This window comes from Flavobacterium sp. (genome assembly GCF_043780635.1).
GTDB lineage: Bacteria > Bacteroidota > Bacteroidia > Flavobacteriales > Flavobacteriaceae > Flavobacterium.
The window spans coordinates 1-23,631 of record NZ_JAYWCK010000061.1 but is presented as its reverse complement, the minus strand read 5'-3'; the positions used below and the strand labels follow the sequence as shown (position 1 = coordinate 23,631).

25 protein-coding genes and 1 other RNA gene are annotated in these 23,631 nt (G+C 33.5%); 13 read left to right on the top strand and 13 right to left on the bottom strand.

The window, feature by feature from the left end; translation table 11 throughout:
• Positions 1-25: 25 nt before the first annotated feature.
• On the top strand, positions 26-916 hold the full coding sequence (locus tag ACH2BV_RS05600; protein WP_395049745.1) for a Ppx/GppA phosphatase family protein: 891 nt from the start codon (positions 26-28) through the stop codon (positions 914-916).
• Here ACH2BV_RS05600 and ACH2BV_RS05595 read toward each other — a convergent pair.
• Together ACH2BV_RS05595 and dnaX are read right to left on the bottom strand one after the other, a co-directional pair.
• Positions 913-1,437, bottom strand: a complete 525-nt coding sequence (locus tag ACH2BV_RS05595) for a hypothetical protein (protein ID WP_395049741.1) — start codon at positions 1,435-1,437, stop codon at positions 913-915. The genes ACH2BV_RS05600 and ACH2BV_RS05595 overlap by 4 nt on opposite strands.
• Before the next feature lie 179 nt (positions 1,438-1,616).
• Entirely contained in the window at positions 1,617-2,702 is a 1,086-nt protein-coding gene (gene dnaX / locus ACH2BV_RS05590) for a DNA polymerase III subunit gamma/tau (RefSeq protein WP_395049740.1), read from the bottom strand.
• Between the two features lie 121 nt (positions 2,703-2,823).
• Here dnaX and rnpB point away from each other — a divergent pair.
• An RNA gene (gene rnpB, locus ACH2BV_RS05585) (RNase P RNA component class A) lies at positions 2,824-3,137 on the top strand.
• A gap of 118 nt (positions 3,138-3,255) precedes the next feature.
• Here the strand turns inward: rnpB and ACH2BV_RS05580 are convergent.
• Both ACH2BV_RS05580 and ACH2BV_RS05575 read right to left on the bottom strand, forming a co-directional pair.
• Positions 3,256-3,852: an RsmD family RNA methyltransferase gene (locus tag ACH2BV_RS05580; RefSeq protein WP_395049739.1), complete on the bottom strand. Its 597-nt coding sequence runs from the start codon at positions 3,850-3,852 to the stop codon at positions 3,256-3,258.
• Positions 3,849-4,667, bottom strand: coding sequence for a DUF3822 family protein (locus tag ACH2BV_RS05575; RefSeq protein ID WP_395049738.1), 819 nt, complete (start codon positions 4,665-4,667; stop codon positions 3,849-3,851). The genes ACH2BV_RS05580 and ACH2BV_RS05575 overlap by 4 nt, the downstream gene beginning before the upstream one ends.
• 101 nt (positions 4,668-4,768) lie before the next feature.
• Between ACH2BV_RS05575 and ACH2BV_RS05570 the strand changes: the two genes are divergently transcribed.
• From ACH2BV_RS05570 to kdsB, 5 genes are all read left to right on the top strand, one after another.
• The gene (locus ACH2BV_RS05570) at positions 4,769-6,190 is read left to right on the top strand and encodes an ATP-dependent RecD-like DNA helicase (RefSeq protein ID WP_395049737.1); all 1,422 of its coding nucleotides are present in this window, start codon (positions 4,769-4,771) and stop codon (positions 6,188-6,190) included.
• A 288-nt stretch (positions 6,191-6,478) separates the two neighbouring features.
• A complete protein-coding gene (locus ACH2BV_RS05565; RefSeq protein WP_395049736.1) occupies positions 6,479-6,880 on the top strand; it encodes a VOC family protein in 402 nt (133 codons plus the stop codon).
• A 12-nt stretch (positions 6,881-6,892) separates the two neighbouring features.
• Positions 6,893-7,723: a 4,5-DOPA dioxygenase extradiol gene (gene ygiD, locus ACH2BV_RS05560; RefSeq protein WP_395049735.1), complete on the top strand. Its 831-nt coding sequence runs from the start codon at positions 6,893-6,895 to the stop codon at positions 7,721-7,723.
• Positions 7,724-7,799: 76 nt separating this feature from the next.
• Positions 7,800-8,654: an AbiJ-NTD4 domain-containing protein gene (locus ACH2BV_RS05555; protein WP_395049734.1), complete on the top strand. Its 855-nt coding sequence runs from the start codon at positions 7,800-7,802 to the stop codon at positions 8,652-8,654.
• Positions 8,655-8,686: 32 nt separating this feature from the next.
• Positions 8,687-9,412, top strand: coding sequence for a 3-deoxy-manno-octulosonate cytidylyltransferase (gene kdsB / locus ACH2BV_RS05550; protein ID WP_395049733.1), 726 nt, complete (start codon positions 8,687-8,689; stop codon positions 9,410-9,412).
• Here kdsB and ACH2BV_RS05545 read toward each other — a convergent pair whose 3' ends face one another.
• A complete protein-coding gene (locus tag ACH2BV_RS05545; RefSeq protein WP_395049732.1) occupies positions 9,413-10,123 on the bottom strand; it encodes a potassium channel family protein in 711 nt (236 codons plus the stop codon).
• A gap of 68 nt (positions 10,124-10,191) precedes the next feature.
• A complete protein-coding gene (locus ACH2BV_RS05540) occupies positions 10,192-10,857 on the bottom strand; it encodes a spermidine synthase (RefSeq protein WP_395049731.1) in 666 nt (221 codons plus the stop codon).
• A 61-nt stretch (positions 10,858-10,918) separates the two neighbouring features.
• Between ACH2BV_RS05540 and ACH2BV_RS05535 the strand changes: the two genes are divergently transcribed.
• The gene (locus tag ACH2BV_RS05535) at positions 10,919-11,473 is read left to right on the top strand and encodes a 1-acyl-sn-glycerol-3-phosphate acyltransferase (protein WP_395049730.1); all 555 of its coding nucleotides are present in this window, start codon (positions 10,919-10,921) and stop codon (positions 11,471-11,473) included.
• A gap of 3 nt (positions 11,474-11,476) precedes the next feature.
• On the opposite strand, the gene ACH2BV_RS05530 is transcribed toward ACH2BV_RS05535, so the two are convergent.
• Positions 11,477-11,956: a helix-turn-helix domain-containing protein gene (locus tag ACH2BV_RS05530; protein WP_395049729.1), complete on the bottom strand. Its 480-nt coding sequence runs from the start codon at positions 11,954-11,956 to the stop codon at positions 11,477-11,479.
• Positions 11,957-12,267: 311 nt separating this feature from the next.
• Here ACH2BV_RS05530 and ACH2BV_RS05525 point away from each other — a divergent pair, with 311 nt between their 5' ends.
• The 4 genes from ACH2BV_RS05525 to ACH2BV_RS05510 all read left to right on the top strand — a co-directional run bounded on the left by ACH2BV_RS05525 (position 12,268) and on the right by ACH2BV_RS05510 (position 17,149).
• Positions 12,268-13,422 (top strand): M14 metallopeptidase family protein, encoded by a 1,155-nt coding sequence (locus tag ACH2BV_RS05525; protein ID WP_395049728.1) that lies wholly within the window; start codon positions 12,268-12,270, stop codon positions 13,420-13,422.
• Positions 13,423-13,462: 40 nt separating this feature from the next.
• Entirely contained in the window at positions 13,463-13,942 is a 480-nt protein-coding gene (locus ACH2BV_RS05520; protein WP_194312516.1) for an Lrp/AsnC family transcriptional regulator, read from the top strand.
• A 95-nt stretch (positions 13,943-14,037) separates the two neighbouring features.
• A complete protein-coding gene (locus ACH2BV_RS05515) occupies positions 14,038-16,623 on the top strand; it encodes a phosphoenolpyruvate carboxylase (protein ID WP_395049727.1) in 2,586 nt (861 codons plus the stop codon).
• 10 nt (positions 16,624-16,633) lie between these two features.
• On the top strand, positions 16,634-17,149 hold the full coding sequence (locus ACH2BV_RS05510) for a DinB family protein (RefSeq protein WP_395049726.1): 516 nt from the start codon (positions 16,634-16,636) through the stop codon (positions 17,147-17,149).
• Between the two features lie 81 nt (positions 17,150-17,230).
• Here the strand turns inward: ACH2BV_RS05510 and ACH2BV_RS05505 are convergent, their stop codons facing one another.
• Positions 17,231-17,647, bottom strand: coding sequence for a thiol-disulfide oxidoreductase DCC family protein (locus tag ACH2BV_RS05505; RefSeq protein ID WP_395049725.1), 417 nt, complete (start codon positions 17,645-17,647; stop codon positions 17,231-17,233).
• 4 nt (positions 17,648-17,651) lie between these two features.
• Positions 17,652-19,817 carry a DNA mismatch repair protein MutS gene (locus ACH2BV_RS05500; protein WP_395049724.1) on the bottom strand — a complete coding sequence of 722 codons (2,166 nt, stop codon included), beginning with the start codon at positions 19,815-19,817 and terminating at the stop codon, positions 17,652-17,654.
• 101 nt (positions 19,818-19,918) lie between these two features.
• On the opposite strand from ACH2BV_RS05500, the gene ung reads away from it, so the two are divergent.
• Positions 19,919-20,587 carry a uracil-DNA glycosylase gene (ung, locus tag ACH2BV_RS05495; RefSeq protein WP_395049723.1) on the top strand — a complete coding sequence of 223 codons (669 nt, stop codon included), beginning with the start codon at positions 19,919-19,921 and terminating at the stop codon, positions 20,585-20,587.
• 13 nt (positions 20,588-20,600) lie between these two features.
• Here the strand turns inward: ung and ACH2BV_RS05490 are convergent, their stop codons facing one another.
• From ACH2BV_RS05490 to ACH2BV_RS05475, 4 genes are all read right to left on the bottom strand, one after another.
• Positions 20,601-21,125, bottom strand: a complete 525-nt coding sequence (locus tag ACH2BV_RS05490) for a GNAT family N-acetyltransferase (protein WP_395049722.1) — start codon at positions 21,123-21,125, stop codon at positions 20,601-20,603.
• A 3-nt stretch (positions 21,126-21,128) separates the two neighbouring features.
• The gene (locus ACH2BV_RS05485) at positions 21,129-21,995 is read right to left on the bottom strand and encodes a nucleoside phosphorylase (RefSeq protein WP_395049721.1); all 867 of its coding nucleotides are present in this window, start codon (positions 21,993-21,995) and stop codon (positions 21,129-21,131) included.
• Between the two features lie 120 nt (positions 21,996-22,115).
• Entirely contained in the window at positions 22,116-22,445 is a 330-nt protein-coding gene (locus ACH2BV_RS05480; protein WP_395049720.1) for a translation initiation factor, read from the bottom strand.
• 150 nt (positions 22,446-22,595) lie between these two features.
• A complete protein-coding gene (locus ACH2BV_RS05475) occupies positions 22,596-23,546 on the bottom strand; it encodes an isopenicillin N synthase family dioxygenase (protein ID WP_395049719.1) in 951 nt (316 codons plus the stop codon).
• Positions 23,547-23,631: the final 85 nt, after the last annotated feature.

The window sequence follows — 23,631 nt, the reverse complement described above, 5'->3', positions numbered from 1 at the left end:
AGCGATTAAACAAACCAACGAGAAAATGTTTAGAATTAAAAAATACGCTGCGATTGATATTGGTTCAAATGCAATGCGTCTTTTAATTACGAATATTGTCGAACAGGATGGAAAAGAATCGCAATTCAACAAAAACTCCTTAGTACGTGTCCCTATTCGTTTGGGGCAGGACTCTTTTACTGTTGGTGAAATTTCAGAGGAAAGCATTTCAAGAATGGTTGATGCCATGAAAGCATTCAGTCTTTTGATGAAAGTACATAAAGTCGAAAAGTATCTGGCTTTTGCCACATCAGCAATGCGAGAAGCGAATAATGCCTTCGAAGTAGTAGATATTATTAATAAAGAATCCGATATAAAAATAGAAATTATTGACGGCAAAAAAGAAGCAACAATTATTGCTTCTACAGATTTACACCATCTTCTAAAAACAGATAAAACCTATCTTTATGTGGATGTTGGAGGTGGAAGCTCTGAGTTTTCTCTTTTTTCTAATGGTAAAATTGTCACTTCTAAATCATTTAAAGCGGGAACTGTTCGTTTTTTGAATGAAATGGTAAGCGAGGCGGTTTGGAAAGAAATGGAACAGTGGATTAAAACAAATACTCAGGATTATGATGAAGTTACCCTTATAGGTTCCGGTGGAAACATCAATAAATTATTCAAAATGTCTGGTAAAGCATTAGAAAAACCTTTGTCCTATATATATTTGAATTCCCAATATGCTTTCCTGAATTCCCTTACTTACGAACAAAGAATCACGGAATTAGGACTGAATCCAGACCGTGCCGACGTTATCATTCCAGCAACCAGAATCTATCTCAATGCAATGAAATGGAGCGGTGCCAGGAATATTTATGTTCCAAAAATAGGACTTTCTGATGGAATTGTGAAGGCAATGTATTACGGGAAGATTTAAATATCCAAATCAAATGTTTTTTTTAATAACTCCAAATTAGGGTTTATTTCTTTCAGTCTGTTGTATTTATCTATAGGCGTGAATGCAAATTTATTCTCCACTTTTTCATTGACTATGACTTCAATATTAATATTATGATTGTGAAGTTTGCCTCTTAAATAACCCAAAATTTCAATTTTTTCAGTTTCAAAATCAATCTTGGAACCCTCATTGGGAAGTTCGTGAGTTATGGTTGTTCCTTCTAATTTTGGGTCGCTGATCAATAAAAGCGATTCCATAATTTTATGTCCTTTGTCACTTAATCGTTGGGCATATTTGCTCCATTGTAGCAACATTTCGGTTTCAGTAAAAGCTTCAGTAGGAAGATGAACTTCTTCTTTTACAAATCCCTTCGTACTTTCCTGTAACTCTCTTTTGGCACGAATACTCGAAATGGAAAATGCAGAAACTTTCGGTTCTCCTGAGAGTTCTTGGGTTACGGGTTTTGGGTTTGCTTCATCTGTTCGAGCGTAGCTCTGCATTTGAGTTTCGGTTGAAACAATTAAATCTGAAGTATTAATTTCAAGTTTTGGTTCTTCTACTTCTGCTTCTACTTCTGCATTCTGCAGCCTGCTTTCTGCAACCTGCGTTCTGCTATCCCCTGCCTGTTTAACAACTTCAACTATCGAATAATCAGTTCTTCTAAAATAAGTAGGGGAAATTATAAATTTGTCAACTTTTTTTTTTCTCCATCAAAGGTGATGGAGGCTAGTTGCATCAAGCAAAGTTCAACAAGCAATCGCTGGTTTTGGCTAACTTTGTATTTCAAATCACAGTCATTGGCGATTTCGATTCCTTTCAATAAAAATTCTTGTGATGCTTTTTGGGATTGAATTCCATATAATTTCTGTGCTTGTTCTCCAACTTCTAATAAAGACAAAGTCGAAGGAGTTTTGGAAACCAATAAATCCCTGAAATGTGTAGCCAAACCAGAAACAAAATGATGTGCATCAAATCCTTTGGCAAGAATATCATTAAAAGCTATTAACAATTCCGGGATTTTGTTTTCCAAAATTAAATCCGTTACGGTGATATAGGTTTCATAATCGAGCACATTAAGATTTTCGGTAACAGCCTGACGGGTCAGGTTATTTCCACAATAGGATACCACTCGGTCAAAAATGGACAAAGCATCACGCATCGCACCATCAGCTTTTTGCGCAATAATGTGCAAAGCATCGTCTTCAAAATTCACTCCTTGACTAAAAGCCACCTCGGCTAAATGTTCTTTGGCATCTTTTACAGTGATTCTTTTGAAATCGAATATCTGGCAACGAGAAAGTATCGTTGGAATAATTTTGTGTTTTTCGGTCGTGGCCAATATAAAAATGGCGTGTTTTGGCGGTTCTTCCAACGTTTTCAGGAAAGCATTAAAAGCAGCCGAAGACAACATATGAACCTCGTCAATAATATAAACCTTGTATTTCCCAGTTTGTGGTGGAATGCGAACTTGGTCAATCAAATTCCTGATATCATCAACAGAATTATTAGAAGCAGCATCCAATTCGAAAACATTGAAAGCAAAATCTTCATTAGGGTCATCATAACCGGGTTGGTTAATTTTTCGAGCAAGAATTCGGGCGCAAGTCGTTTTTCCAACGCCACGAGGACCAGTAAACAATAGGGCAGAAGCAAGGTGATTGCTTTCGATGGCGTGCAATAAAGTATTGGTAATGGCTTTTTGTCCCACAACGTCATTAAAGGTTTGAGGACGATATTTACGAGCCGATACAACAAATTGTTCCATAGAGATTTTCTTCGAAAGCAAATATAGTTTTTAATATTCTAAATTTTGAATTTTAAATTTTGAAGTAGTCTAAAATAATAATTTAAAATTTATAATTCATAATTTAAAATTGTTTCTTTGCACCGCAGACCGCCTTATCGCCCCGATTTTATCGGGGAGGAAAGTCCGGACACCACAGAGAAGCATAGCGGGTAACGCCCGTCGGTTCCGATTTATCGGAATTAGGACAAGTGCAACAGAAAGTATGTACAGGTAATGCTGTAGTGAAACCAGGTAAACTCTATGCGGTGAAATTTCAAGTATATCGGCATTTAAGGGTTCTCGCCCGTTGTCGAAGGGTAGAAAGATGGAGTGCGTGAGTAATTGCGTGCCTAGATAAATGATAGGGCTCCGATTTATTGGGGACAGAATCCGGCTTATAGGTCTGCTTTTTTTAATAGAACTTTTATTTTGTCATTTCGACCAACGGGAGAAATCACATAACGAGAGCAACTAATGCGATTTCTCCTTTGTCGAAATGACAAATCTATTTTTTTTGTGAGAAATGAAATATCTATTCCTCCTCTGAATCAGAAAACAAATCTTCATCATTAATTTCCTCTTCATTAGATTTACCAATTTCGAAGAAACTAAAAATAGAACCGCCATAACTTTTCTTGAATGAAAAATGAATCAAATGGTCGAGTTTCGTGTACTTAGAATGTTCAATAATCATCATTCCGTCTTCTTGTAGCGTGTTTTTTTCGAAAACCAGCAACACAATTTTATCGAAAGTTTTCTGGTCTAAAGCATAAGGAGGATCCGCAAAAATAATATCGTAAGAGGCTTTGTTTCTTTCCAAAAACTGAAATACATCGCTTTTGGTGGCGGCAATGTTAAAGTCATATTCAGTTGCGACTTGCTTGATGAATTTCACGCAGCCAAAATCCGCATCAACTGAAGTGATTGGTGTACTGCCTCGGGAGGCAAATTCAAAACTGATATTTCCGGTGCCTGCAAATAAATCCAAAACTTTAAGACCTTCAAAACTAAAATGATTGTTCAAAACATTAAATAATGCTTCTTTACTCATATCGGTTGTGGGGCGAACGGGAAGTCCTTTGGGCGGAAAAATGCGTCTTCCTTTATATTTACCTGAAATGATTCTCACGATTGGAATAAAATAAAATGTTTCTGGTTCTGGGCAGTTGAAAAAGTATTGTTTTTTTGCAAATTTGAAACATCAAATAAGGATACATTTCGAATATATTTATATGCCAATTGGTAAAAATCATCTTCCTCGGTAATGGTTCCCAACAGCTCCAATTTGAAATTTTCGGGATTCATATTTAATTGTTCGGCCGTGAAAAGCAAATAGTAAAGAAAATCTTCCGGCGTTTGATAATCGAAAGAATTGAATAAATGTAATTTTTGGTTTTGGACAACAATCAATTCAAAATGACCGGGATTGAAATTTACGATCATTTTTTTATCGTCATTATTTTTGGATGCATCCAAAAGCTTTGCAACCAAAATGCTATTGGCGTGTTTGTAATCGAAAGAACCAAATTGGTCAATAAAAAAATTATTGATATTCACATACGGAATGTAAACCGCATTCATCTGGTAATTTTGAATTTCGTCGAAAGCAAAAAAATCGGTATCAAAAACCTTTGTATTGTATTGTAGATAACTGCCTAAGAAGTTCTCGTCAAAAAGTGGTTCGGGAACAAATGTTGAAAGATTATTGTTGTGAATCACCAATATCTCATCATAAGAATCCTTTAATTCCGGATTGTCATTGAAAGCATCGGCAAACAATACTTCGATTTTTGTGGCTTTATGAAAGCTGTCAAAATGAACTTCCTTCACAGAAAGTATCTTGTTATTCAAAGTATCAAAAACACAAAAAGAAAGCCCGGTCAAGGAAACTTGAAGCGAGAGTTTTTTGTATTTTTTATCGGTAATGGTAGTGTTAATCGACATAGTTGCAAACTTACAATTTTTTTTTATTCTAATACTATTTTATGTCTTTGCTTCAAATTTCATCCTTATATTTGAAGTTCATTTATATTAACCATCCTCGAATGAATTCCTCCTTGTTTTATAGCCTTTTACAGAAAAAATTCCCGTTTATGCCAACTTATAAACAAGATATATTTTTTCAGAAAATTGCTATTTTTTTAACCGACAATGATAACAATACTATTTTTGTATTAAAAGGATATGCAGGAACGGGAAAAACGACGGTGATTTCGACTATCGTCAATAATTTACTTGACATCAATAAAAAATATGTTTTGCTCGCTCCAACAGGTCGTGCGGCCAAAGTAATTGCCAATTATTCGAACAAGCCCGCTTTTACAATTCATAAGAAAATCTACTTTCCTAAGAAATCCTCAGGCGGTGGTGTTTCCTTTACTTTACAACAAAACAAACATAAGAACACGATTTTTATCGTCGATGAAGCCTCGATGATTTCGGATACCAATTCCGATTCTAAAATGTATGAAAACGGTTCTTTGCTAGATGATTTGATTTCCTATGTGTATTCGGGAACCAATTGCAAGATGATTTTACTTGGAGATACTGCCCAATTGCCGCCAGTAAATTTGGATATTAGTCCCGCGTTGGACATTCAAACTTTAGGAATGAATTACAATAAAGAAATCGAACACATCGAATTGGATGAAGTTATGCGTCAGGAAGAAAACTCAGGAATTTTGTATAATGCCACCGAACTTAGGGAATTGCTGAAGGATTCTTTCATAGATGAATTCAAATTTGATCTCAAGAAATTCAAGGATATTGTCCGTTTGACTGATGGGTATGATATTCAGGACGCCATCAATTCGGCTTACAGCAATTACAGTATCGAAGACACGGCTTTTATTGTTCGGTCGAATAAAAGGGCCAATCAATACAATGAGCAAATTCGCTCGAAGATTTTAGACAAGGAAAACGAATTGTCAACCGGAGATTTTTTGATGGTCGTGAAGAATAATTATTTTTGGTTGAAAGATTCCGATGAAGCCGGATTTATTGCCAATGGCGACATCATCGAAGTGTTGGAAATCTTCAATATCAAAGAACTATATGGCTTCAATTTTGCCAAAGTAAAAATACGAATGGTCGATTATCCCAATCAGATTCCCTTTGAAACGGTTTTGTTATTGGACACCATTAAAAGTGAATCGCCGTCCTTAACTTATGAAGAATCGAATAGATTGTATCAGGAAGTCTTGAAAGATTACGAAGGGGAAACCAAGTTTCAAAAATTCCAAAAAGTGAAAGCCAATGAGTATTTCAATGGTTTACAAGTCAAGTTTTCGTATGCGATAACCTGTCATAAATCGCAAGGAGGGCAGTGGAATACCGTTTTTATAGAACAGCCGTATTTGCCTGACGGAATCAACAGGGATTACATTCGTTGGTTGTATACGGCTATGACGAGAGCAAAAAATAAATTATATTTGATAGGTTTTAAGGACGAGAGTTTTGTGGAGTAAATTTCAATCAAATATATAGGGAGGGGCAACTCCCACCCAAAACCAAGTCAAAGCCTAGGTTGTGGTACCCCTAAAGAGGAGCTATAAATCGTATTACTTCACTTTTCCATAAGCGAGCTAGCATACAAGGAAAGAACTTGAAGAAAAGAGGAAAGAATTAGTATAAAATAAAGGATTATGAACTCGCTGAATAATTTAGATAAAATTTCAGACAGTTTTTCGAACACCAAAAAGTGATATTTGATAGGTTTTAAGGATGAGAATTTCGTGAAATAAATGTTATAAATAATGAAACAGAGAATAGCTCATATAGCGTTAGTTGTTGCTGATTATGATGAAGCCATTGCTTTTTATACTCAAAAATTGCATTTTGATTTAATTGAGGATACAATTTTAGATGATACAAAGCGATGGGTTTTGGTTGCGCCAAAAGGTTCTCAGGGATTTAGTTTGTTATTAGCAAAAGCGGTAAATAAAGAACAGTTAGACAGAGTAGGAAATCAAACTGGTGGTCGTGTTTTTCTATTTTTAAATACGGATAACTTTGAAAGAGATTATCAAAATTTATTGGATAATCAAGTTGAAATTATTAGAAAACCAATAATCGAAGCGTATGGAAAAATAGCTGTTTTTGCGGATATCTATGGCAACCTTTGGGATTTGATAGAGCGAACAGATAATAAATTATAAATTCTATTCTGCATGAACACTCTAAACGATTTACATAAAATTTCTAGTACTTTTTCTAACACCGAAAAAATGCCGGTATTGTTTCTGGGCCACGGAAGCCCGATGAACGCTATCGAGGAAAACCAGTTCGTGACTGGTTTTCGAAACCTGGCTAAAACATTGCCAAAACCCAATGCGATTTTGTGTATTTCTGCGCATTGGTTTACCAATGGAACGAAGGTTACCGCAATGGAAATGCCCAGAACGATTCACGATTTTGGAGGTTTTCCGCAAGCCTTGTTCGAGGTGCAATATCCGGCGAAAGGAAGCCCTGAATTAGCTATAGAAACTAAAGAATTAGTGAAACCAATTGAAGTAGAATTGGACGAACATTGGGGTTTGGATCACGGAACTTGGAGTGTGGTCAAACATTTGTATCCTGAAGCCAATGTTCCCGTAATTCAGTTGAGTATTGATTATACCAAATCTCCGCAATATCATTTTGACTTGGCAAAAAAATTGAGTGATTTACGCCAAAAAGGAATTCTGATAATTGGCAGCGGTAATATTTTGCATAATTTGCGATTAGCTGATTTCGCTAATTTTGACAAAGACAATTACGGTTACGATTGGGCGATTGAAGCCAGGGAAACCATCAACAAGTATTTATTGGACGGCAATTTCCAACCGCTTATGGATTACGAAAAACAGGGCAAGGCATTGCAAATGGCGATTCCTACGCCAGACCATTATTTGCCCTTGATTTATACCTTGGGATTAAAAGACAAAACCGAAGAACTGAGTTTGTTCAATGACAAATTAGTGGCGGGTTCCTTGAGTATGACTTCGGTAAAAATTATGTAGATTGGTTTTGTGGGAAAATGGTATATTTGGATAATAATTTTAGAATTTAGTTTACGAAAAAATAGACATATAAAGAATGAGATTTTCACAAAAAATAGGTATGACTTCAGTTAGAGATTCCATACAAATAGAATCAATAGATGAAAAATTAGAAAATAGACTTTGGAATACTATCCAAATCAATTTTTTTGATGTAATTGGCGTTAATTTTTATCATAGTGTTGAAAAAGATTCTGATATAGGATATGTATTTCAGTCTATATGGCAAGAATTTTTCGGAAACAGAGCAGATGAAATTCCTAAAATTCAACAAAGAGATATATCTGCTAGAGAATTTGTCGGATACATAAAAGATTGGTTTTTTAAATGTCATTGGTTTGAAAAATATGATTTTTTAGAATTTCTTTCTAAAATGGATATTAATTATTTAAGGATAGAATTTGATTTAAATTGTAACAAATCTCTAAAAAAAGAAATGTCTGCTTATCGGTTAGTAGATGGGTATATTGTACAAATTACTTCTGAGGAAGAAATAGTCGAAATAGAAGAGGCACTTTTTAATTCATCTAAATGGGAGTCAGTTAACATTCATTTAAAAACTGCAATAGAATATTTTTCTAATCGAGAAAACCCAGATCATAGAAATTCTGTTAAGGAATCTATTTCAGCTGTTGAATCTTTATGCAAAATAATAGTTGGAAATGATAATACAACACTAGCCCCAGCATTAAAAATAATTGAAGAAAAATACAAAATTCACGGCGCTTTGAGAAGTGGTTTTACTGCATTGTATGGATATACTAGTGGTGCTGGTGGAATTAGACATTCATTATTAGAAGATGATATTATTGTGACGATGGAAGACGCAAAGTTTATGTTAGTTTCTTGTTCTGCATTTATTAATTACTTAAAAGTTAAAATAGAAAAATAAAACATATTAGTTTAGCACATTAAATTATTAAAATGAAAATAATAGCAGTCATCCCAGCACGTTATGCCTCAACTAGATTTCCAGCCAAACTGATGCAGGATTTGGGAGGAAAAACCGTGATTTTAAGAACCTACGAAGCGGCGCAACAATCCCATCTTTTTGATGATGTTTTTGTGGTTACGGATTCGGATTTGATTTTTAAAGAAATAGTTTCTAGTGGAGGCAAAGCCATAATGAGCATCAAGGAACACGAATCAGGAAGCGATAGAATTGCTGAAGCGGTCGAAAATATCGATGTGGATATCGTGGTAAATGTGCAAGGCGACGAACCTTTTATCAATACTGTAGCTTTAGAAAAACTGATTGCAGTTTATAAAAATGACACCGACAAAAAAGTGGATTTGGCTTCCCTAATGTTTGAAATCACCGAGGAAGACGAAATCAACAATCCCAATAATGTGAAAGTAGTGGTAGACCAAAATGGTTTTGCCTTGTACTTTTCGCGTTCCGTGATTCCCTATCCAAGAGAGAAAAACGTCGGCGTTCGCTATATGCAGCACATCGGGATTTATGCTTTTAGAAAACAAGCTCTTTTGGATTTCTACAATTTGCCAATGAAGTCCTTGGAAGCTTCCGAAAAACTTGAACAATTGCGTTATTTAGAATTTGGAAAACGCATCAAAATGGTTGAAACTGCAGATAAAAGCATTGGCATTGACACACCGGAAGATTTGGAAAAGGCGAGAAGAATGGTGTAATCAAGAATTGTTATCAAGATCAAAATAGCCTTTGGCTTTGATTTTGGTAGAGAAAAAATTCAAAAACAGCACTACAAAAAACAGAAATAATATGGCTTGCGCACTTACCAATAATTTTCCAATAGTGGTCACAGGATGATAATCACCATACCCAATAGAAGATGAGGTAATAATACTAAAATAAATAGCATCAAACCAATTAGCAAGCGGTTTGTTTAAATAATTGCCACAAGAATATAAGACACCAAAAGCAAATATAATTTCGATATAATTAAGGAATAGCAAAAGCATGGATCTTTTATAAGAGCGTGGTTTTGAAAATAAATCTGAAGCAAAAATCAACGTTGGAATGTATAAAACAGTCTCCAGCAATACATAAACCATTATACAAATCACAAAATGATAACTTTGCCAATGATAAATTAAAATCAATAAAGGGAAGGCGACTTTAAGCAAAACATAGAAATCCAAAGCTAAATCTCGATATTCATATCCTTTCAAAGTGGCTAAATATTTAATATAAACTCCAGGGAAAAGTAATTGCGTGGAGGAAAGAAACAACCGAACTATTTTTTCTATTCCATTGTCATCCTGATGGTCATTATTCCAAATTGCTTTAATGTTCTTAATGCGTTTTTCAACAGGATTATATTCGGGTTTTGGAATCCTTGAAACATTTCCTAACAAAAGTTTTTTTAGAATTGATTTCATAATTATAGCATTGGTATGCGACCTCTAATTTACGAAATAATTGCTTTACATTATAGAAAAGAGGTACTTTATAATTTACTTTCAACAAGAATCAACTCATTGGTTTCTTCTAATTTGTTGAATTTTGTAACTTTATACTTATTGGGGTCAAAATTTTTCACATAATCTAGATGTAGCTGTTTCTGCTTGGCATTTAATATCATGGTATTAAAAAGCACAAAACCTTTGGGATTTAATAAAAAGCAAATCCGGTTTAAAAAATAAGTTTCAAACAAAAAATCTGGCATTTTGGTATCCTGAAAAATGTCAATTATAATCAGATCAAATTTATTTTTAGTTTTTTGGACAAACTCAGAGGCATCATCGATTATGATTTCCAGATTTGGAATTTTGTTGAGTTTAAAATAAGCATTGGCAATTTCAATTACCGCTTGGTCAATGTCAACACCGGTAATTTTTCCTTTAAAATGAATTTCGTCAACGAGAGTTCTGATAACACTACCACCAGCAACACCCAAAACGAGAATAGATTTCATAGTTTCTATTCTTTCGAAACCAATTATTTTCAATCCTTTTCTTAAAATGCGTTGTAAACTTCCATATGAATAATTGGTATTCTTACTGTCCAAAACCAATTTTCCGTCTGTCCAGGTGACTTCTAAGGTCTGGCTGATATTGGATTTTTGCTTGAAAATAGTGATTGGAAGAAGGTAACTGAATAGTTTTTTAAACATTAGAAATTATTTTTATCAAAAATACGGGATTAATGCTAATTTTGCGAAAAATAGGTTCCAAATGAAAAAAAGCATTTACAAATTTATATTCTTTAAACTAATGGGTTGGAGGATTGAAGGCACCATTGATGAAAGCATCAAGAAATGTGTGCTTATGGTTTTGCCTCACACGAGTTGGCATGATTTTTTTCTGGGAATGTTTACCAGAGGAATTGTAGATATTGAAATGAATTTTATTGCCAAAAAAGAATTATTTCGTTTCCCTTTTAGCTTTTATTTCAGTTGGATGGGAGGCGCACCAATAGACAGGATTGGAAGTTTGAACAAAGTAGATGCCATTGCAAAAATATTTGAAAAACATGATGAGTTCAGACTGGCCATCTCTCCTGAAGGAACTAGAAAAAAAGTAAATGAACTAAAATCAGGATTTTATTATATTGCATTGAAAGCAAATGTTCCCATAATTCCGGTAGCATTTGATTTTGGCAAAAAAACAGTGCGCTTTGGCAAACCATTTTATCCTACTTCAAATTATGAAGCCGATTTAAAAATTTTGCTCAACAATTTTAAAGGGGTTATTGGAAAAATTCCTGAAAACACTTATACTTTTAAATAATCATCATTCAGGTGAATAAGTAGTAAAAGTTCCGTTTTTATAAAAAATTACGATTCTGTCAATTTCGCCTCCTTTTTTTGGATTGGATGAGATTGGTGTATTAGCAAACGTATTTAATAAATTTTCTTCTGTCCGATTTTTTGAATTTGAAATTTTCTCTGAAAACAAATCGGGTGGCGTCTCAATTTTAGTTGCTGCGATTGGAGTTGTAAAAATTGGAGTAGGGGAAACAATATTGGGTTCACTATTTAATTCCGATTTCGGAAAAGTTCCCTTCCCATTTAAAATCCAATATAAATCTACATCGGGAAAAACATCTAAAATTTTAAGAATAAAATCCAAGCTTGGTTTGTTTCTACCAGAAAGAAGGTGAGACAAACTTGATCGTTGTACACCTATTTTATCTGCAAATGAAGAAGCATTTAGACCGTAATAGTCTAGTATAATTTCTAATCTTTTTATAAAATCTTCCGTGTTTACCATTGTAAATTATGTTTTATGACATCAGATTTACAAATGTAACTAAACACAATGAAAAAGCCAAAATTACAGATGTAAATCATTTAAAAATTAATAATTATACTTTATTAAAACATAAAGTAATACATCTTAATTAACTGATAAATAAAGATGTAATTATAAAAAATTATTATGAATACAAATGTTAACAATGCATACGAAATAGAGTACAAGCCAAGTTAAAATACTGTTTACAAATTTATATAATTTTGATTTTTATCAGTTTACAAATGTAAATATAAAGATGTTTACTTTTGTAAAATAAAAATATACCTATGGATTTAGAACAATTATTCAGTCAATATAAAGAACAATCTATTGAAGGTCGTTATATAACTTTAGACTCAATTCTACCTTTATTAAAAAAATATAACACCAATAATCAGGTGCAAATTATTGGAAAGTCAGTTCTTGAAAATCCAATATATAAGTGCCAAATTGGAACTGGAAAAATAAAAATTCTGCTTTGGTCTCAAATGCATGGAAATGAAAGTACAACGACAAAAGCACTTTTTGATTTTATAAATGTCTTAAATGGGGATTCAGAATTAGCAAAAAAACTGCTTACTACATTTACTTTTTGTTGCATCCCTATGTTAAATCCTGATGGAGCAAAATTATATACTCGCGAAAATGCTAATAAAGTGGACTTAAATCGTGATTCTCAAAACCTTTCACAACCGGAAAGTGAGATTTTAAGAGAAACTTTCGAGAAATTTGAACCTGATTTTTGCTATAATCTTCACGATCAACGCACTATTTTTGGAGTAGGAAGCACCGGTAAGCCAGCAACCTTGTCTTTTTTAGCGCCATCTTATAATGAAGCACGAGATATAAATGAATCTAGATTAAAAGCAATCAACCTTATTGCAGGTGTAAATCATGTATTGCAGCAATACATTCCAGGTCAGGTTGGTCGTTTTGATGATTCTTTTAATATTAATTGCATTGGAGATACTTTTCAGTCGTTAGGAGTTCCAACGGTTTTGTTTGAAGCTGGACATTTTCCTAATGATTATGTTAGAGAGGAAACTCGAAAATATGTTTTCATTGCTTTAGTTTCAAGTTTCAATATACTAAGCGAAAACGATATAGTTAACAATAAATTTGATAATTATTTGAGTATTTCTCAAAATAAAGTAGTTTTTTATGATTTTATGTATAAAAATATCAAAATAAATTATGATGGTATTGAAATAATCACGAATTTTGCTGCTCAATACAAAGAAGAACTAATAGAAGGTGAGATTTGTTTTAATGCCTATATTGTTCATATAAATGATTTGGATAATTATTTTGGACATTTTGAATATGATGCTAAAGGAGCTCTTTATCACGATGAATATGGTAATTTTCCTAAATTAAATCAAAAAGCAGACTTTTATTTAGACAATAATGTCAAGTTTGTTAATGGTTTAATTACTATTTAAAGCTTTGTAATTGTAAATAGTAACATAAATTTATTGAATTATGAGCAAGTTTCGTTTAGATGAAGTAGACCACCAGATTTTGGACATGTTGATAGACAACACTAGAATTCCTTTTACAGATATTGCAAAGAAATTATTGATTTCTGCAGGAACGGTTCATGTAAGAGTCAAGAAGATGGAAGATGCTGGAATTATTATGGGTTCTTCTTTAGTGCTTGATTATGATAAATTAGGGTATTCTTTTATTGCTTATGTTGGTGTTTTTCTTAATAATACATCACAAACTAAATTTGTTTTACAACGAATTAACGAAATTCCTTTTGTGACAGTTGCTTCTGTAACTACAGGGAAATTCAATATTTTTTGTAAAATCAGAGCAAAAGATACTAAGCATGCAAAAGATGTAATTTTTATGATAGATGATATCGAAGGTGTTTACAGAACCGAAACGATGATCTCATTAGAAGAAAGCATAAATGATAAAAAGCGTTTAATGCATACTATTTTTAAAGATATATAATTCATTTGAAATCTATTTTATAATATAACCTCAAGTGAATTCTTGAGGTTATTTTTTTGATTAAATATTACCAACTATAACTAATTTGACCAATTATGTATACGCATCCAAAAATTGAAAGATTCAACGAAGAAGTTCTTTCTAAATATCATATGTACAATAGCGTATTTATTACATTACCCTTTGATTCCATAGATAATACAGGAGTTTTACTTCCTTTATTTACTGATGGATGCGAAAGTGGGTTCAAAAAACAAGAAACTCCTAAAGAAATTGTCAATTTTTTTACCCAAAAATACATGCAGGGAGCTTCCGAAACAGATAAAATAGATTTAATGTTTCGTTTTATTCAATATATTGAACGCCAAATTGTTCTTTTTGATGCCATTGAAGATGCTGCCTTTCCGATTGTAAATAATATGGAAGGTAGAGGCTCATTGCGAGATATTAAAGAAAAAGCAGGTGCTAAAGATAGAGAGGCGGAGTTGATAGAATTCCTGGAAAACTTTAATGTACGAACAGTTTTAACAGCCCACCCAACACAGTTTTATCCTGGACCGGTTCTTGGAATTATTAATGATTTGACGGATGCCATTCGAAAAAATAATTTATTGGATATTAAGCAATTGTTGGCTCAATTAGGAAAAACCCCATTCATACAAAACGAAAAACCGAATCCTTTTGATGAAGCAGTTAGTTTGATATGGTATCTTGAGAATGTGTTTTATGAAACTTCTGGTGAAATAGTACATTACCTTCAGAAAAATATTTTTCGTGGGAGTTCAATTCAAAATCAATTAATAAAATTGGGATTTTGGCCTGGTGGAGATCGTGATGGAAACCCTTTCGTAACCACCGAAATTACACTTAAAGTAGCAGATCGATTGAGAAATTCAATATTAAAATGTTACTATCTTGAAATGCGAAATTTGAAAAGAAAATTAACATTCTTCGAAGTAGATGTATTAGTAGCTGAACTTGAAAATAAATTGTACCGGTCTGTTTACTATTCACAAGGAGAAATTTATATCACTTTAGACGAGTTTAAGTCACAATTAAATAAAATTAAAACAATCCTCATTGAGAGAAATCAATCCTTGTATTTAGATGAAGTAGAAGCGCTTCTTATAAAAGTAAATTTATTTGGTTTCCATTTTGCGTCTTTGGATATTCGTCAAAACAGTAAAATACATGACGCTGTTTTTAAAGATGTTGTAGATTTTTATTTAAAGTCAAATTCTAATGTTTTTCCTAATGATTATTTTGAGTTATCGGAAAATAAAAAAATTGAAATACTGTCTAATTTAAAAGGTAATCTTGATTCGAATGTTTTTGAAAATGAAATAACAAAATCGACTATTGAGTCTATACAAACCATAAAATATATTCAGAAAAATAACGGAGAATTTGGTGCAAACCGATACATTATCAGTAATAATGAAAGTGCATTAAATGTGATGGAAACATTTGCGCTTTTTAAATTAAATAATTGGGAGAACCTTTCGGTTGATATAATTCCACTTTTCGAATCAGTTGATGATTTACAAAGTGCCCACTTAATAATGGAAAAGCTGTATACTAACCCTGCTTATGCAGAACATTTAACGAATAGAAACAACAAACAAACTATAATGCTTGGCTTCTCTGACGGAACGAAAGATGGTGGTTATTTGATGGCGAATTGGAGTATTTATAAAGCTAAAGAAGAATTGACAGCAATGTCAAGAAAATACGGAATTAAAGCTATTTTCTTTGATGGGCGAGGTGGTCCACCAGCACGTGGCGGAGGAAAAACACATAAATTTTATGCATCTTTAGGTCCAAAAATCGAAAATAATGAGATTCAGGTTACCGTACAAGGTCAAACAATTAGCTCCAATTTTGGAACTTTAGATTCTTGTCGCTATAATTTGGAAAATTTATTAAGTGCAGGAGCTACAAATCAGGTTTTTAATAAGGTCAAAAATGAATTGTCTGAAAAAGAAAAAGGTATTTTAGATCAATTGGCTGAATTAGGCTATCAAAAATATTTGAATTTTAAGAACCACCCAAAATTTATTCCATATTTGGAACAAATGAGTACTTTGAAATATTATGCCAAAACCAACATAGGAAGTCGTCCGTCTAAAAGAAGTAAATCTGCAACTTTAGATTTTGCAGATTTAAGAGCCATACCGTTTGTTGGATCTTGGAGCCAGTTAAAGCAAAACGTTCCTGGATTTTTTGGAGTAGGTTCTGCATTAAAACACTTTGAGGATAATGATCAATGGGATAAAGTTCAAAATTTATACAATAACTCATTGTTCTTTAGAACGCTGTTAGAAAACAGTATGATGTCATTGGCAAAATCATTTTTCCCTTTGACTGCTTACATGAAAAAGGATCCTGAATTTGGTTCTTTTTGGCAAATTATTTATGATGAATTTTTAGAAACAAAACGATTGTTATTAAAAATTGCAGGTCATAAAGAATTAATGGAAAACTATCCTGACGGAAAAGCTTCAATTGATATAAGAGAACGTATTGTATTGCCATTGTTGACAATACAACAATACGCTCTTTTGAAAATCAGTGAATTAAACAAAGAAGAAAACCCAAATTTAGATTTGATAAAAACATACGAAAAAATCGTAACCCGTTCTCTTTTTGGAAATACGAACGCCAGTAGAAACTCGGCTTAAAATTGAATATATGCAACCAGACGAATTATCAAAACAAGAATATTCTTCTTTCAATGCTACTTATATTAATGCAACAGAAGATGTCAGTTTAATCGAAGGATTGGAAAATGGATTGAGCCAAATGGTTTCTTTTATTTCAGCAATTCCACTCGAAAAATTGGAATATCGGTATGCGGAAAATAAATGGACAATAAAAGATATTTTGCTTCATCTTATTGATGCCGAACGTATTTTTGGGTATCGTGCTTTGAGAATAGGGCGTGGTGATAAAACTGCTTTGGCTGGGTTTGAAGAAAACGATTATGTTCCTAGCGCTGGAGCTAATAATCGAACTTCAGAAAGTTTATTGGAAGAGTTTAAATTTGTTAGAAATGCAACTTTATGCTTATTTAAAAATTTTTCCACCGAACAGCTTCTATATTTGGGAACAGCCTCTAATCAGACAATTTCTGTTCGTGCAATAGGTTTTGTGATTTCAGGACATCAAAATCATCATTTAAGAATTATTCAAGAGCGCTATTTGTAGAGTTCTAATAAAAATTAATTTTAATATTAAAAAAAGGGAACCTCGAGTTCCTTTTTTTAATATTTATCATAATTGAGAATTTTATTCTAAAAATTTAGCTTCTAATTGCTTTGTTGGAATCATACAATTTTCTTTTTTGCCATACCATTTGTAGCGATTTTTGGCAATAAAATCATAAAGCTGGTTGCTGATTCCGGTTGGGATAATTTTAAAAATTGTTCCAAAATGAAAAAATCTACCTAGACTTTTCGCAATTTCAATTGCTGCCTGTGATTTGTAATAGTAAGCAATTCCAGGTTCGTAAAGAATTATACTGTCAATGTTTGCTGCGTTTATGCCAATGTGTTTCAAAATTTGTTGTCCCAATTCCGATTGTAAAGCCACAAATCTAAACACATCTTTTTTATCATATTTGATTACGAACTGAACCGCTGAATCACATAAATTGCAAACGCCGTCAAAGAGGATTATTTTTTTGTTGGGAGGGAGGTTTAACATATTTTTATTTTTTTCCGGCTTCAACTAACTCCAATAGGTCTAAACTGACTTTAGAAGTAAACATTCCGTAATTAACTGTTGCTTTATTTTTTTCAATATTATCAATACTTCCCACCGCTTTTCCATCAAACATTCGAACCCGATCACCCACTTTTAGAATAGCTTTTGGTTTTTCGATAATGGGTTTTAGTTTCTTTTCTTTTTTTGCAACCCTTATTTCCTCTACCTTGACTTCAATTTCTTTAATAACTTCCTTTTTCTTTTCTACAATTGCCTTGGATTCTTTGGGTGTGGCTTTCTTTCGTTTGGAGTTTTCGATTTCGATGATTTTCAAAAACTCGCCAATAAGGTCTTTTTTGTTTTTATTGTTGAAATAGTTCTCGGCAATAGACTCAATTTTTTGTCCAATGTAAATCGTTTTCTGGTTGCTGTCATACAATTCCTGATAGCTTTCCAGTTTTTGCTTGATTTTTACGTTGATGGTTTCCATTTTCTTGCCTTCCTCACGCGCTTTTGTTTCTTCTTCCTTGAGTGTTTGCGAGGTTTTTTCCATTTTCGAACGCTCTTTTTGAAGTGTAGCGATAGTTTTGTCGAAACGCACTTTTCCAACTTCGATTTTCTTTTTCGCTCGATTGATTAAACTGAAAGGAATTCCGTTTTTCAAGGCCACTTCAAATGTAAATGAGCTTCCAGCTTGACCTAAAACCAATTTATACAAAGGTTCCAAAGTTTTTTCGTCAAACAACATATTGGCATTTAGGGCAAAAGGCAATTCGTTTGCCAAAATTTTCAGGTTTGAATAATGTGTCGTAATTATTCCGAAAGCTTCACGATGGTAAAATTCTTCTAAGAAAATTTCTGCCAAAGCACCTCCTAATTCAGGATCGGAACCGGTACCAAACTCATCAATTAAGAACATTGTTTTCCTGTTGCATTTCTTCAGGAAGTAGTTCATATTCTTGAGTCGATAACTATAGGTACTCAAATGATTTTCAATCGATTGATTGTCACCAATATCTGTTAAAATTCTGTCGAATAAAAAGGTTTCGCTACGTTCGTGAACGGGAATTAGCATTCCGGATTGCAACATTAATTGGAGCAATCCAACAGTTTTTAGCGAGATTGTTTTTCCTCCAGCATTGGGTCCAGAAATGACAATAATCCTTTTTTCCTGATTTAATTCAAAGGTTTGTGGATGAGTAATTGCGTTTTTCTGTTTGTTGTTTAAATACAAAATAGGGTGGAAGGCATCTCTGAAATACAATCGACGATCTTCTGTAATAGTGGGCAAAATTCCATTGATTCTGTTGGCATATTTCGCTTTAGCGGCAATAACGTCAATATCGCTTAAGAAATCTTGGTATTGAATAAGCAAAGGCAAAAATGGACGAATTTGGTTGGATAATTGCTTAAGAATTCGGGTGATTTCCTCTTTTTCCTCGTATTCTAAATTACTCAATTCACGAGAGTATTTTAAAGTAGTTTCGGGTTCAATGTAAGCGATACTTCCTGTTTTTGAACTACCCAAAATCGAACCTTTCACCTTTCGACGATACATTGCCAAAACCGCCAAAACCCTACGATTTTGCACAAAACTTTCCTTAATATCGTCCAAATAACCAAGGGAATTGTATTGGGTTAAAGCCACCCCAAAACTTTGGTTTACTTTGCCACGAACGGAATTCATTTCCCGACGCGTATTTAACAAATCCGGAGATGCATTGTCTTTTATTTCACCATATTTATCAACCACAGCATCAACAAGGCTGCTTATTTCCTTGGTTATTTGTACTCCGGATGCTTTGGCGTTTAGATTTGGGTAATAGTCATCGAATTTTTTGAAATAATTCAACATAAAATTCGTGGTTTCTGATATGGTTGCAATTTTTCTGAAACCACCCACTTCCAGAAAACTGTCTTCTATTGCTAAAAACTTTATTTCATAAGTAATGGCATCAAATCCGTGATTGGGAATAGCGTTATTGTTTTGGAAAGAAGAAACATATTCAGATGTTTGCATCAAAGCTTCCATTAAAGTTTCCTTGTCTTTGAAAGGTATGATTTCGAGTGCTTTTTGTTTGCCAATATCAGTGTTGCAAATCGCCGAAAGCGTTTCGAGAACAGTAGGAAATTGTAAGTCTTGAAGTGTTTTTTCTGTAATGGATATCATTTAATTCTTAAATTGCATAACTGCAAAGTTACAAAGTTAATACCACTAATTATTAGTGTATTTTGCGAAAAACTTTGCGTACTTTACACCAAAATAATTGTATGCAACCCAAACTAAATCCTTCTTGGCAAACTATTTTATCAGATGAAATCCAGAAACCGTATTTCAAGGATTTGATGAAAGCTGTGGATGAAGAATATAAAAACCATACTTGTTTCCCTCCAAAGGAGTTACTATTTGCGGCTTTTGATTATTGTTCTTTCGAGGATTTGAAAGTGGTTATTATTGGTCAAGACCCGTATCATGGCATCAATGAAGCCAATGGATTATGCTTCTCGGTAAATGATAGCATTCGAATCCCACCTTCCTTGCGCAATATTTTCAGAGAGTTGAATGATGATTTAGGTTCAATTTTTTTTCCAAATTCCGGTAATTTAGAACATTGGGCAAAACAAGGGGTCTTACTTCTGAACGCTTCACTTTCGGTTCGAATAGATAATCCAAACAGCCATAAACACTTGAAATGGGATGCTTTTACCGATGCAGTTATCCAGAAAATTTCGGATGAAAAAGACAATGTTGTTTTCCTGCTTTGGGGAAGTTTTGCTAAAAAGAAAGGTTCCAAAATTGACCGAACCAAACATCTCGTTTTAGAATCGGGACATCCTTCACCTATGAGTGCCAATCAAGGGAAATGGTTTGGAAACAAACATTTTAGCCAAACCAATATCTATTTAAAATCGAAAGGAAGGACCGAAATAGATTGGTAAAAGAGAAATACTTTCACAAATTATTTTCAAGTTGATACCAATTCCAAGAAACTCCATCTTCTAGATATTGTTCGGTCATTTGCATTCCAATTTTTTGAAGAATTCTATTGGAAGCGATATTATCAATATGAGCTGCGGCCTCCATAGTTTTAATATTCATTGTTTCAAAAGCATATTTTAGCCAAGCAAATGTGGCTTCGCTTGCGAATCCTTTTCCCCATAATTTTTCATCTAATCGATATCCAATATCATAAAAATTTATTTTATTGTTTACAACTTCGGTATTGTATTTTATTCCGGCCCATCCAACAAATTCATTGGTTTCTTTCAAAATCATTGCAAATCTACCAATTCCATTATCAACATATTGTTTTCTGACAAACTCAATAATTTCGATGGTTTCTTCCATTTTTTGAACTGGTTTATTCCATAAATAACTATGAACATTGGGATTGTTGTCCATTGCAAAAAAAGCATCTGCATCAGAAAGTCTAAGTTCACGAAGGATGAGTCTGTCGGTTTCCAGGATTAAATTCATAGGTTATTCGGATAATTTTCCCAAAGCATAAACAATTAATTCATCGACAGCTTTGTATGGGTCTTCACTAAAAGTTCCGTTGGCACGATTGGCAATGATGGCATTTAGTGATAAACAATTATGCCCTAGAAGTTTTCCAAGTCCGTAAATAGCGCCAGTTTCCATTTCGAGATTTGTGATTCGATTCCCTTCGAAATTGAAATTATCCATTTTGGTATTTAAATTTTCATCCTGAATTTTTAAACGCAGAACACGACCTTGTGGACCATAAAATCCACCAGCTGTTCCTGTTATACCTTTATGAATTCGATTGCTTTCCATACGTTTTTCCAGTTTTTCAGAACAAGGAATGATATAAGGTCGGCCTTTTCTTAAATCCCAGTTGGTGTGTTTGATGAATGCGTCTTCCATTTTTGGATTCGAAATTTCATCAATCAAATAGGAGCGGAGCATATTGTCTAATCCCAAACCAAATTTAGCCATCACAAAACTATCTACTGGAATATAATCTTGCAATGAACCCGAAGTTCCAATTCTGATGATATTTAAAGAAGTCAGGTTTTCTTTTGGTGTTCTGGTTTTTAAATCGATATTGACCAAAGCATCTAATTCGTTCATTACGATGTCGATATTGTCAGGACCAATTCCGGTTGACATTACCGTTATTCTTTTGCCTTTGAAAAGGCCGGTTTTGGTTTTGAATTCTCTTTTTTGCATCGAAAACTCGATACTGTCAAAAAATTGTGTAATCTTTTCCACACGATTTTGGTCACCTACAAAGATGATGTCGTTTGCTATATTTTCTGGATGTAAGTTCAAATGATAGACGCTTCCGTCTGGATTAAGTATCAATTCTGATGATTGTATCATTGTTTGTTTTTTTTAGCCACAAAGGCACAAAGGCGCAAAGTGATTTTTAAATATTATACTATATTATTTGCAATTCTTGAATTTTAAACTGAAAACTGCGACTGAACACTGCTAACTTATTTACCCTCCTACACGTTTTACTTTAAAGCCTTTTTCTTTGAGTATTTGCATAATTTTATTCCGATAATCGCCTTGAATGATTATGGAATCGTCTTTGAAAGTTCCTCCAACGCTTAATTTGGTTTTAATTTCTTTGGCTAGAATTTTAAAATCTTCGTCTGTTCCTTCATAGCCTTCAATTATGGTCGTGGCTTTTCCTTTTCGCTTTTCGAATTTGCAGATCATCGGTTCTTTTTGAATAAAAAGTACGTGATCTTCTTCTGGAACTTCTTCTGGTTCCGATTCGATATGGTCAGGAAATAGATTTTTTAATTGTTCTTGTAAGTCCATTTTTTTATGATTTGTTCGCTGATGACACAGTTTTACTTCGTATAAACGCAGATAAAAACGTATTTATAAAATTAAGTTTAAATAATAATTAGTAATCAATTTTTATCCACGTTTTCGCCTTTGCGAATCCGTTTCATCAGCGTTCCATTTTTATTTTTTGATTAATCCCAAATCTACCAATCTTTCATATAAATAATCTCCAGCGGTGATATCTTCAAATTTCTTTGGGTTTTCTGCATCAATACAATTTTCCAGACAATCTAATTTCATTTCACTCACCGGATGCATGAAAAATGGAATAGAATATCGAGAAGTTCCCCATAATTCTCTCGGAGGATTTACTACTTGATGAATGGTGGATTTTAATTTATTGTTGGTGTGACGGGATAACATATCACCCACATTAATCACTAATTCGTCAGGCTGAGCAATGGCATCAATCCAAACTCCATCGTGATTTTGAACTTGCAAACCACGTCCTTGCGCACCCATCAAAAGTGTAATCAGGTTGATATCGCCGTGAGCTGCAGCACGAATGGCATTTTCGGGTTCAGATGTGATGGGTGGATAATGAATTGGTCGTAATATTGAGTTTCCTTCTTTTGCATATTCGTCAAAATAAAACTCGTCTAAACCAAGGTGCAAAGCCAAAGCTCTCAATACATAAACTCCCGTTTTTTCGAGCATTTGGTATGCTTCTTTCCCCACAATATTAAAACGAGGCAATTCTTTTACTTCAACATTATCAGGGTATTCTGAAGCGTGTTTAGAGTCTTTTTCGACATACTGGCCAAAGTGCCAAAATTCTTTCAAATCCCCTTCTTTTCTGCCTTTGGCGTGCTCTTTTCCAAAGGAAACGTAACCTCTTTGACCTCCAATTCCCGGGATCTCATAACTGTGTTTAATGTCTAATGGCAAAGCGAAAAAGTTTCTAATTTCGCCATATAATTCTTCGACTAATTGGTCGTCTAAAAAGTGCCCTTTTAAGGCTACGAATCCAATTTCTTCAAAAGCACTTCCGATTTCATTTACAAATTTTTGTTTACGTTTCGGCTCACCCGAAAGGAAATCACGCAAGTCAACACTAGGAATGTTTTGCATAGTATAATTTAATTTTAAACTTAAAAGGTTTTTAAACCTCGAACTAACAAATGTAAAGAATAATTTTAAATCAGGATTTTAAAAG

Bases quoted from the DNA above. Each gene is read 5' to 3' on its own strand.
- ACH2BV_RS05515 (WP_395049727.1), top strand. From the start codon at position 14,038: ATGTATACGCATCCAAAAATTGAAAGATTCAACGAAGAAGTTCTTTCT.
- ACH2BV_RS05575 (WP_395049738.1), bottom strand. From the start codon at position 4,667: ATGTCGATTAACACTACCATTACCGATAAAAAATACAAAAAACTCTCG.
- dnaX (WP_395049740.1), bottom strand. From the start codon at position 2,702: ATGGAACAATTTGTTGTATCGGCTCGTAAATATCGTCCTCAAACCTTT.
- ACH2BV_RS05555 (WP_395049734.1), top strand. From the start codon at position 7,800: ATGAGATTTTCACAAAAAATAGGTATGACTTCAGTTAGAGATTCCATA.
- ACH2BV_RS05525 (WP_395049728.1), top strand. From the start codon at position 12,268: ATGGATTTAGAACAATTATTCAGTCAATATAAAGAACAATCTATTGAA.
- ACH2BV_RS05600 (WP_395049745.1), top strand. From the start codon at position 26: ATGTTTAGAATTAAAAAATACGCTGCGATTGATATTGGTTCAAATGCA.
- ACH2BV_RS05485 (WP_395049721.1), bottom strand. From the start codon at position 21,995: ATGATACAATCATCAGAATTGATACTTAATCCAGACGGAAGCGTCTAT.
- ACH2BV_RS05475 (WP_395049719.1), bottom strand. From the start codon at position 23,546: ATGCAAAACATTCCTAGTGTTGACTTGCGTGATTTCCTTTCGGGTGAG.
- ACH2BV_RS05530 (WP_395049729.1), bottom strand. From the start codon at position 11,956: ATGGTAAACACGGAAGATTTTATAAAAAGATTAGAAATTATACTAGAC.
- ACH2BV_RS05540 (WP_395049731.1), bottom strand. From the start codon at position 10,857: ATGTTTAAAAAACTATTCAGTTACCTTCTTCCAATCACTATTTTCAAG.
- ung (WP_395049723.1), top strand. From the start codon at position 19,919: ATGCAACCCAAACTAAATCCTTCTTGGCAAACTATTTTATCAGATGAA.
- ACH2BV_RS05565 (WP_395049736.1), top strand. From the start codon at position 6,479: ATGAAACAGAGAATAGCTCATATAGCGTTAGTTGTTGCTGATTATGAT.
- ygiD (WP_395049735.1), top strand. From the start codon at position 6,893: ATGAACACTCTAAACGATTTACATAAAATTTCTAGTACTTTTTCTAAC.
- ACH2BV_RS05595 (WP_395049741.1), bottom strand. From the start codon at position 1,437: ATGCAGAGCTACGCTCGAACAGATGAAGCAAACCCAAAACCCGTAACC.
- ACH2BV_RS05535 (WP_395049730.1), top strand. From the start codon at position 10,919: ATGAAAAAAAGCATTTACAAATTTATATTCTTTAAACTAATGGGTTGG.
- ACH2BV_RS05480 (WP_395049720.1), bottom strand. From the start codon at position 22,445: ATGGACTTACAAGAACAATTAAAAAATCTATTTCCTGACCATATCGAA.
- ACH2BV_RS05505 (WP_395049725.1), bottom strand. From the start codon at position 17,647: ATGTTAAACCTCCCTCCCAACAAAAAAATAATCCTCTTTGACGGCGTT.
- ACH2BV_RS05545 (WP_395049732.1), bottom strand. From the start codon at position 10,123: ATGAAATCAATTCTAAAAAAACTTTTGTTAGGAAATGTTTCAAGGATT.
- ACH2BV_RS05570 (WP_395049737.1), top strand. From the start codon at position 4,769: ATGAATTCCTCCTTGTTTTATAGCCTTTTACAGAAAAAATTCCCGTTT.
- ACH2BV_RS05510 (WP_395049726.1), top strand. From the start codon at position 16,634: ATGCAACCAGACGAATTATCAAAACAAGAATATTCTTCTTTCAATGCT.
- ACH2BV_RS05500 (WP_395049724.1), bottom strand. From the start codon at position 19,817: ATGATATCCATTACAGAAAAAACACTTCAAGACTTACAATTTCCTACT.
- kdsB (WP_395049733.1), top strand. From the start codon at position 8,687: ATGAAAATAATAGCAGTCATCCCAGCACGTTATGCCTCAACTAGATTT.
- ACH2BV_RS05490 (WP_395049722.1), bottom strand. From the start codon at position 21,125: ATGAATTTAATCCTGGAAACCGACAGACTCATCCTTCGTGAACTTAGA.
- ACH2BV_RS05520 (WP_194312516.1), top strand. From the start codon at position 13,463: ATGAGCAAGTTTCGTTTAGATGAAGTAGACCACCAGATTTTGGACATG.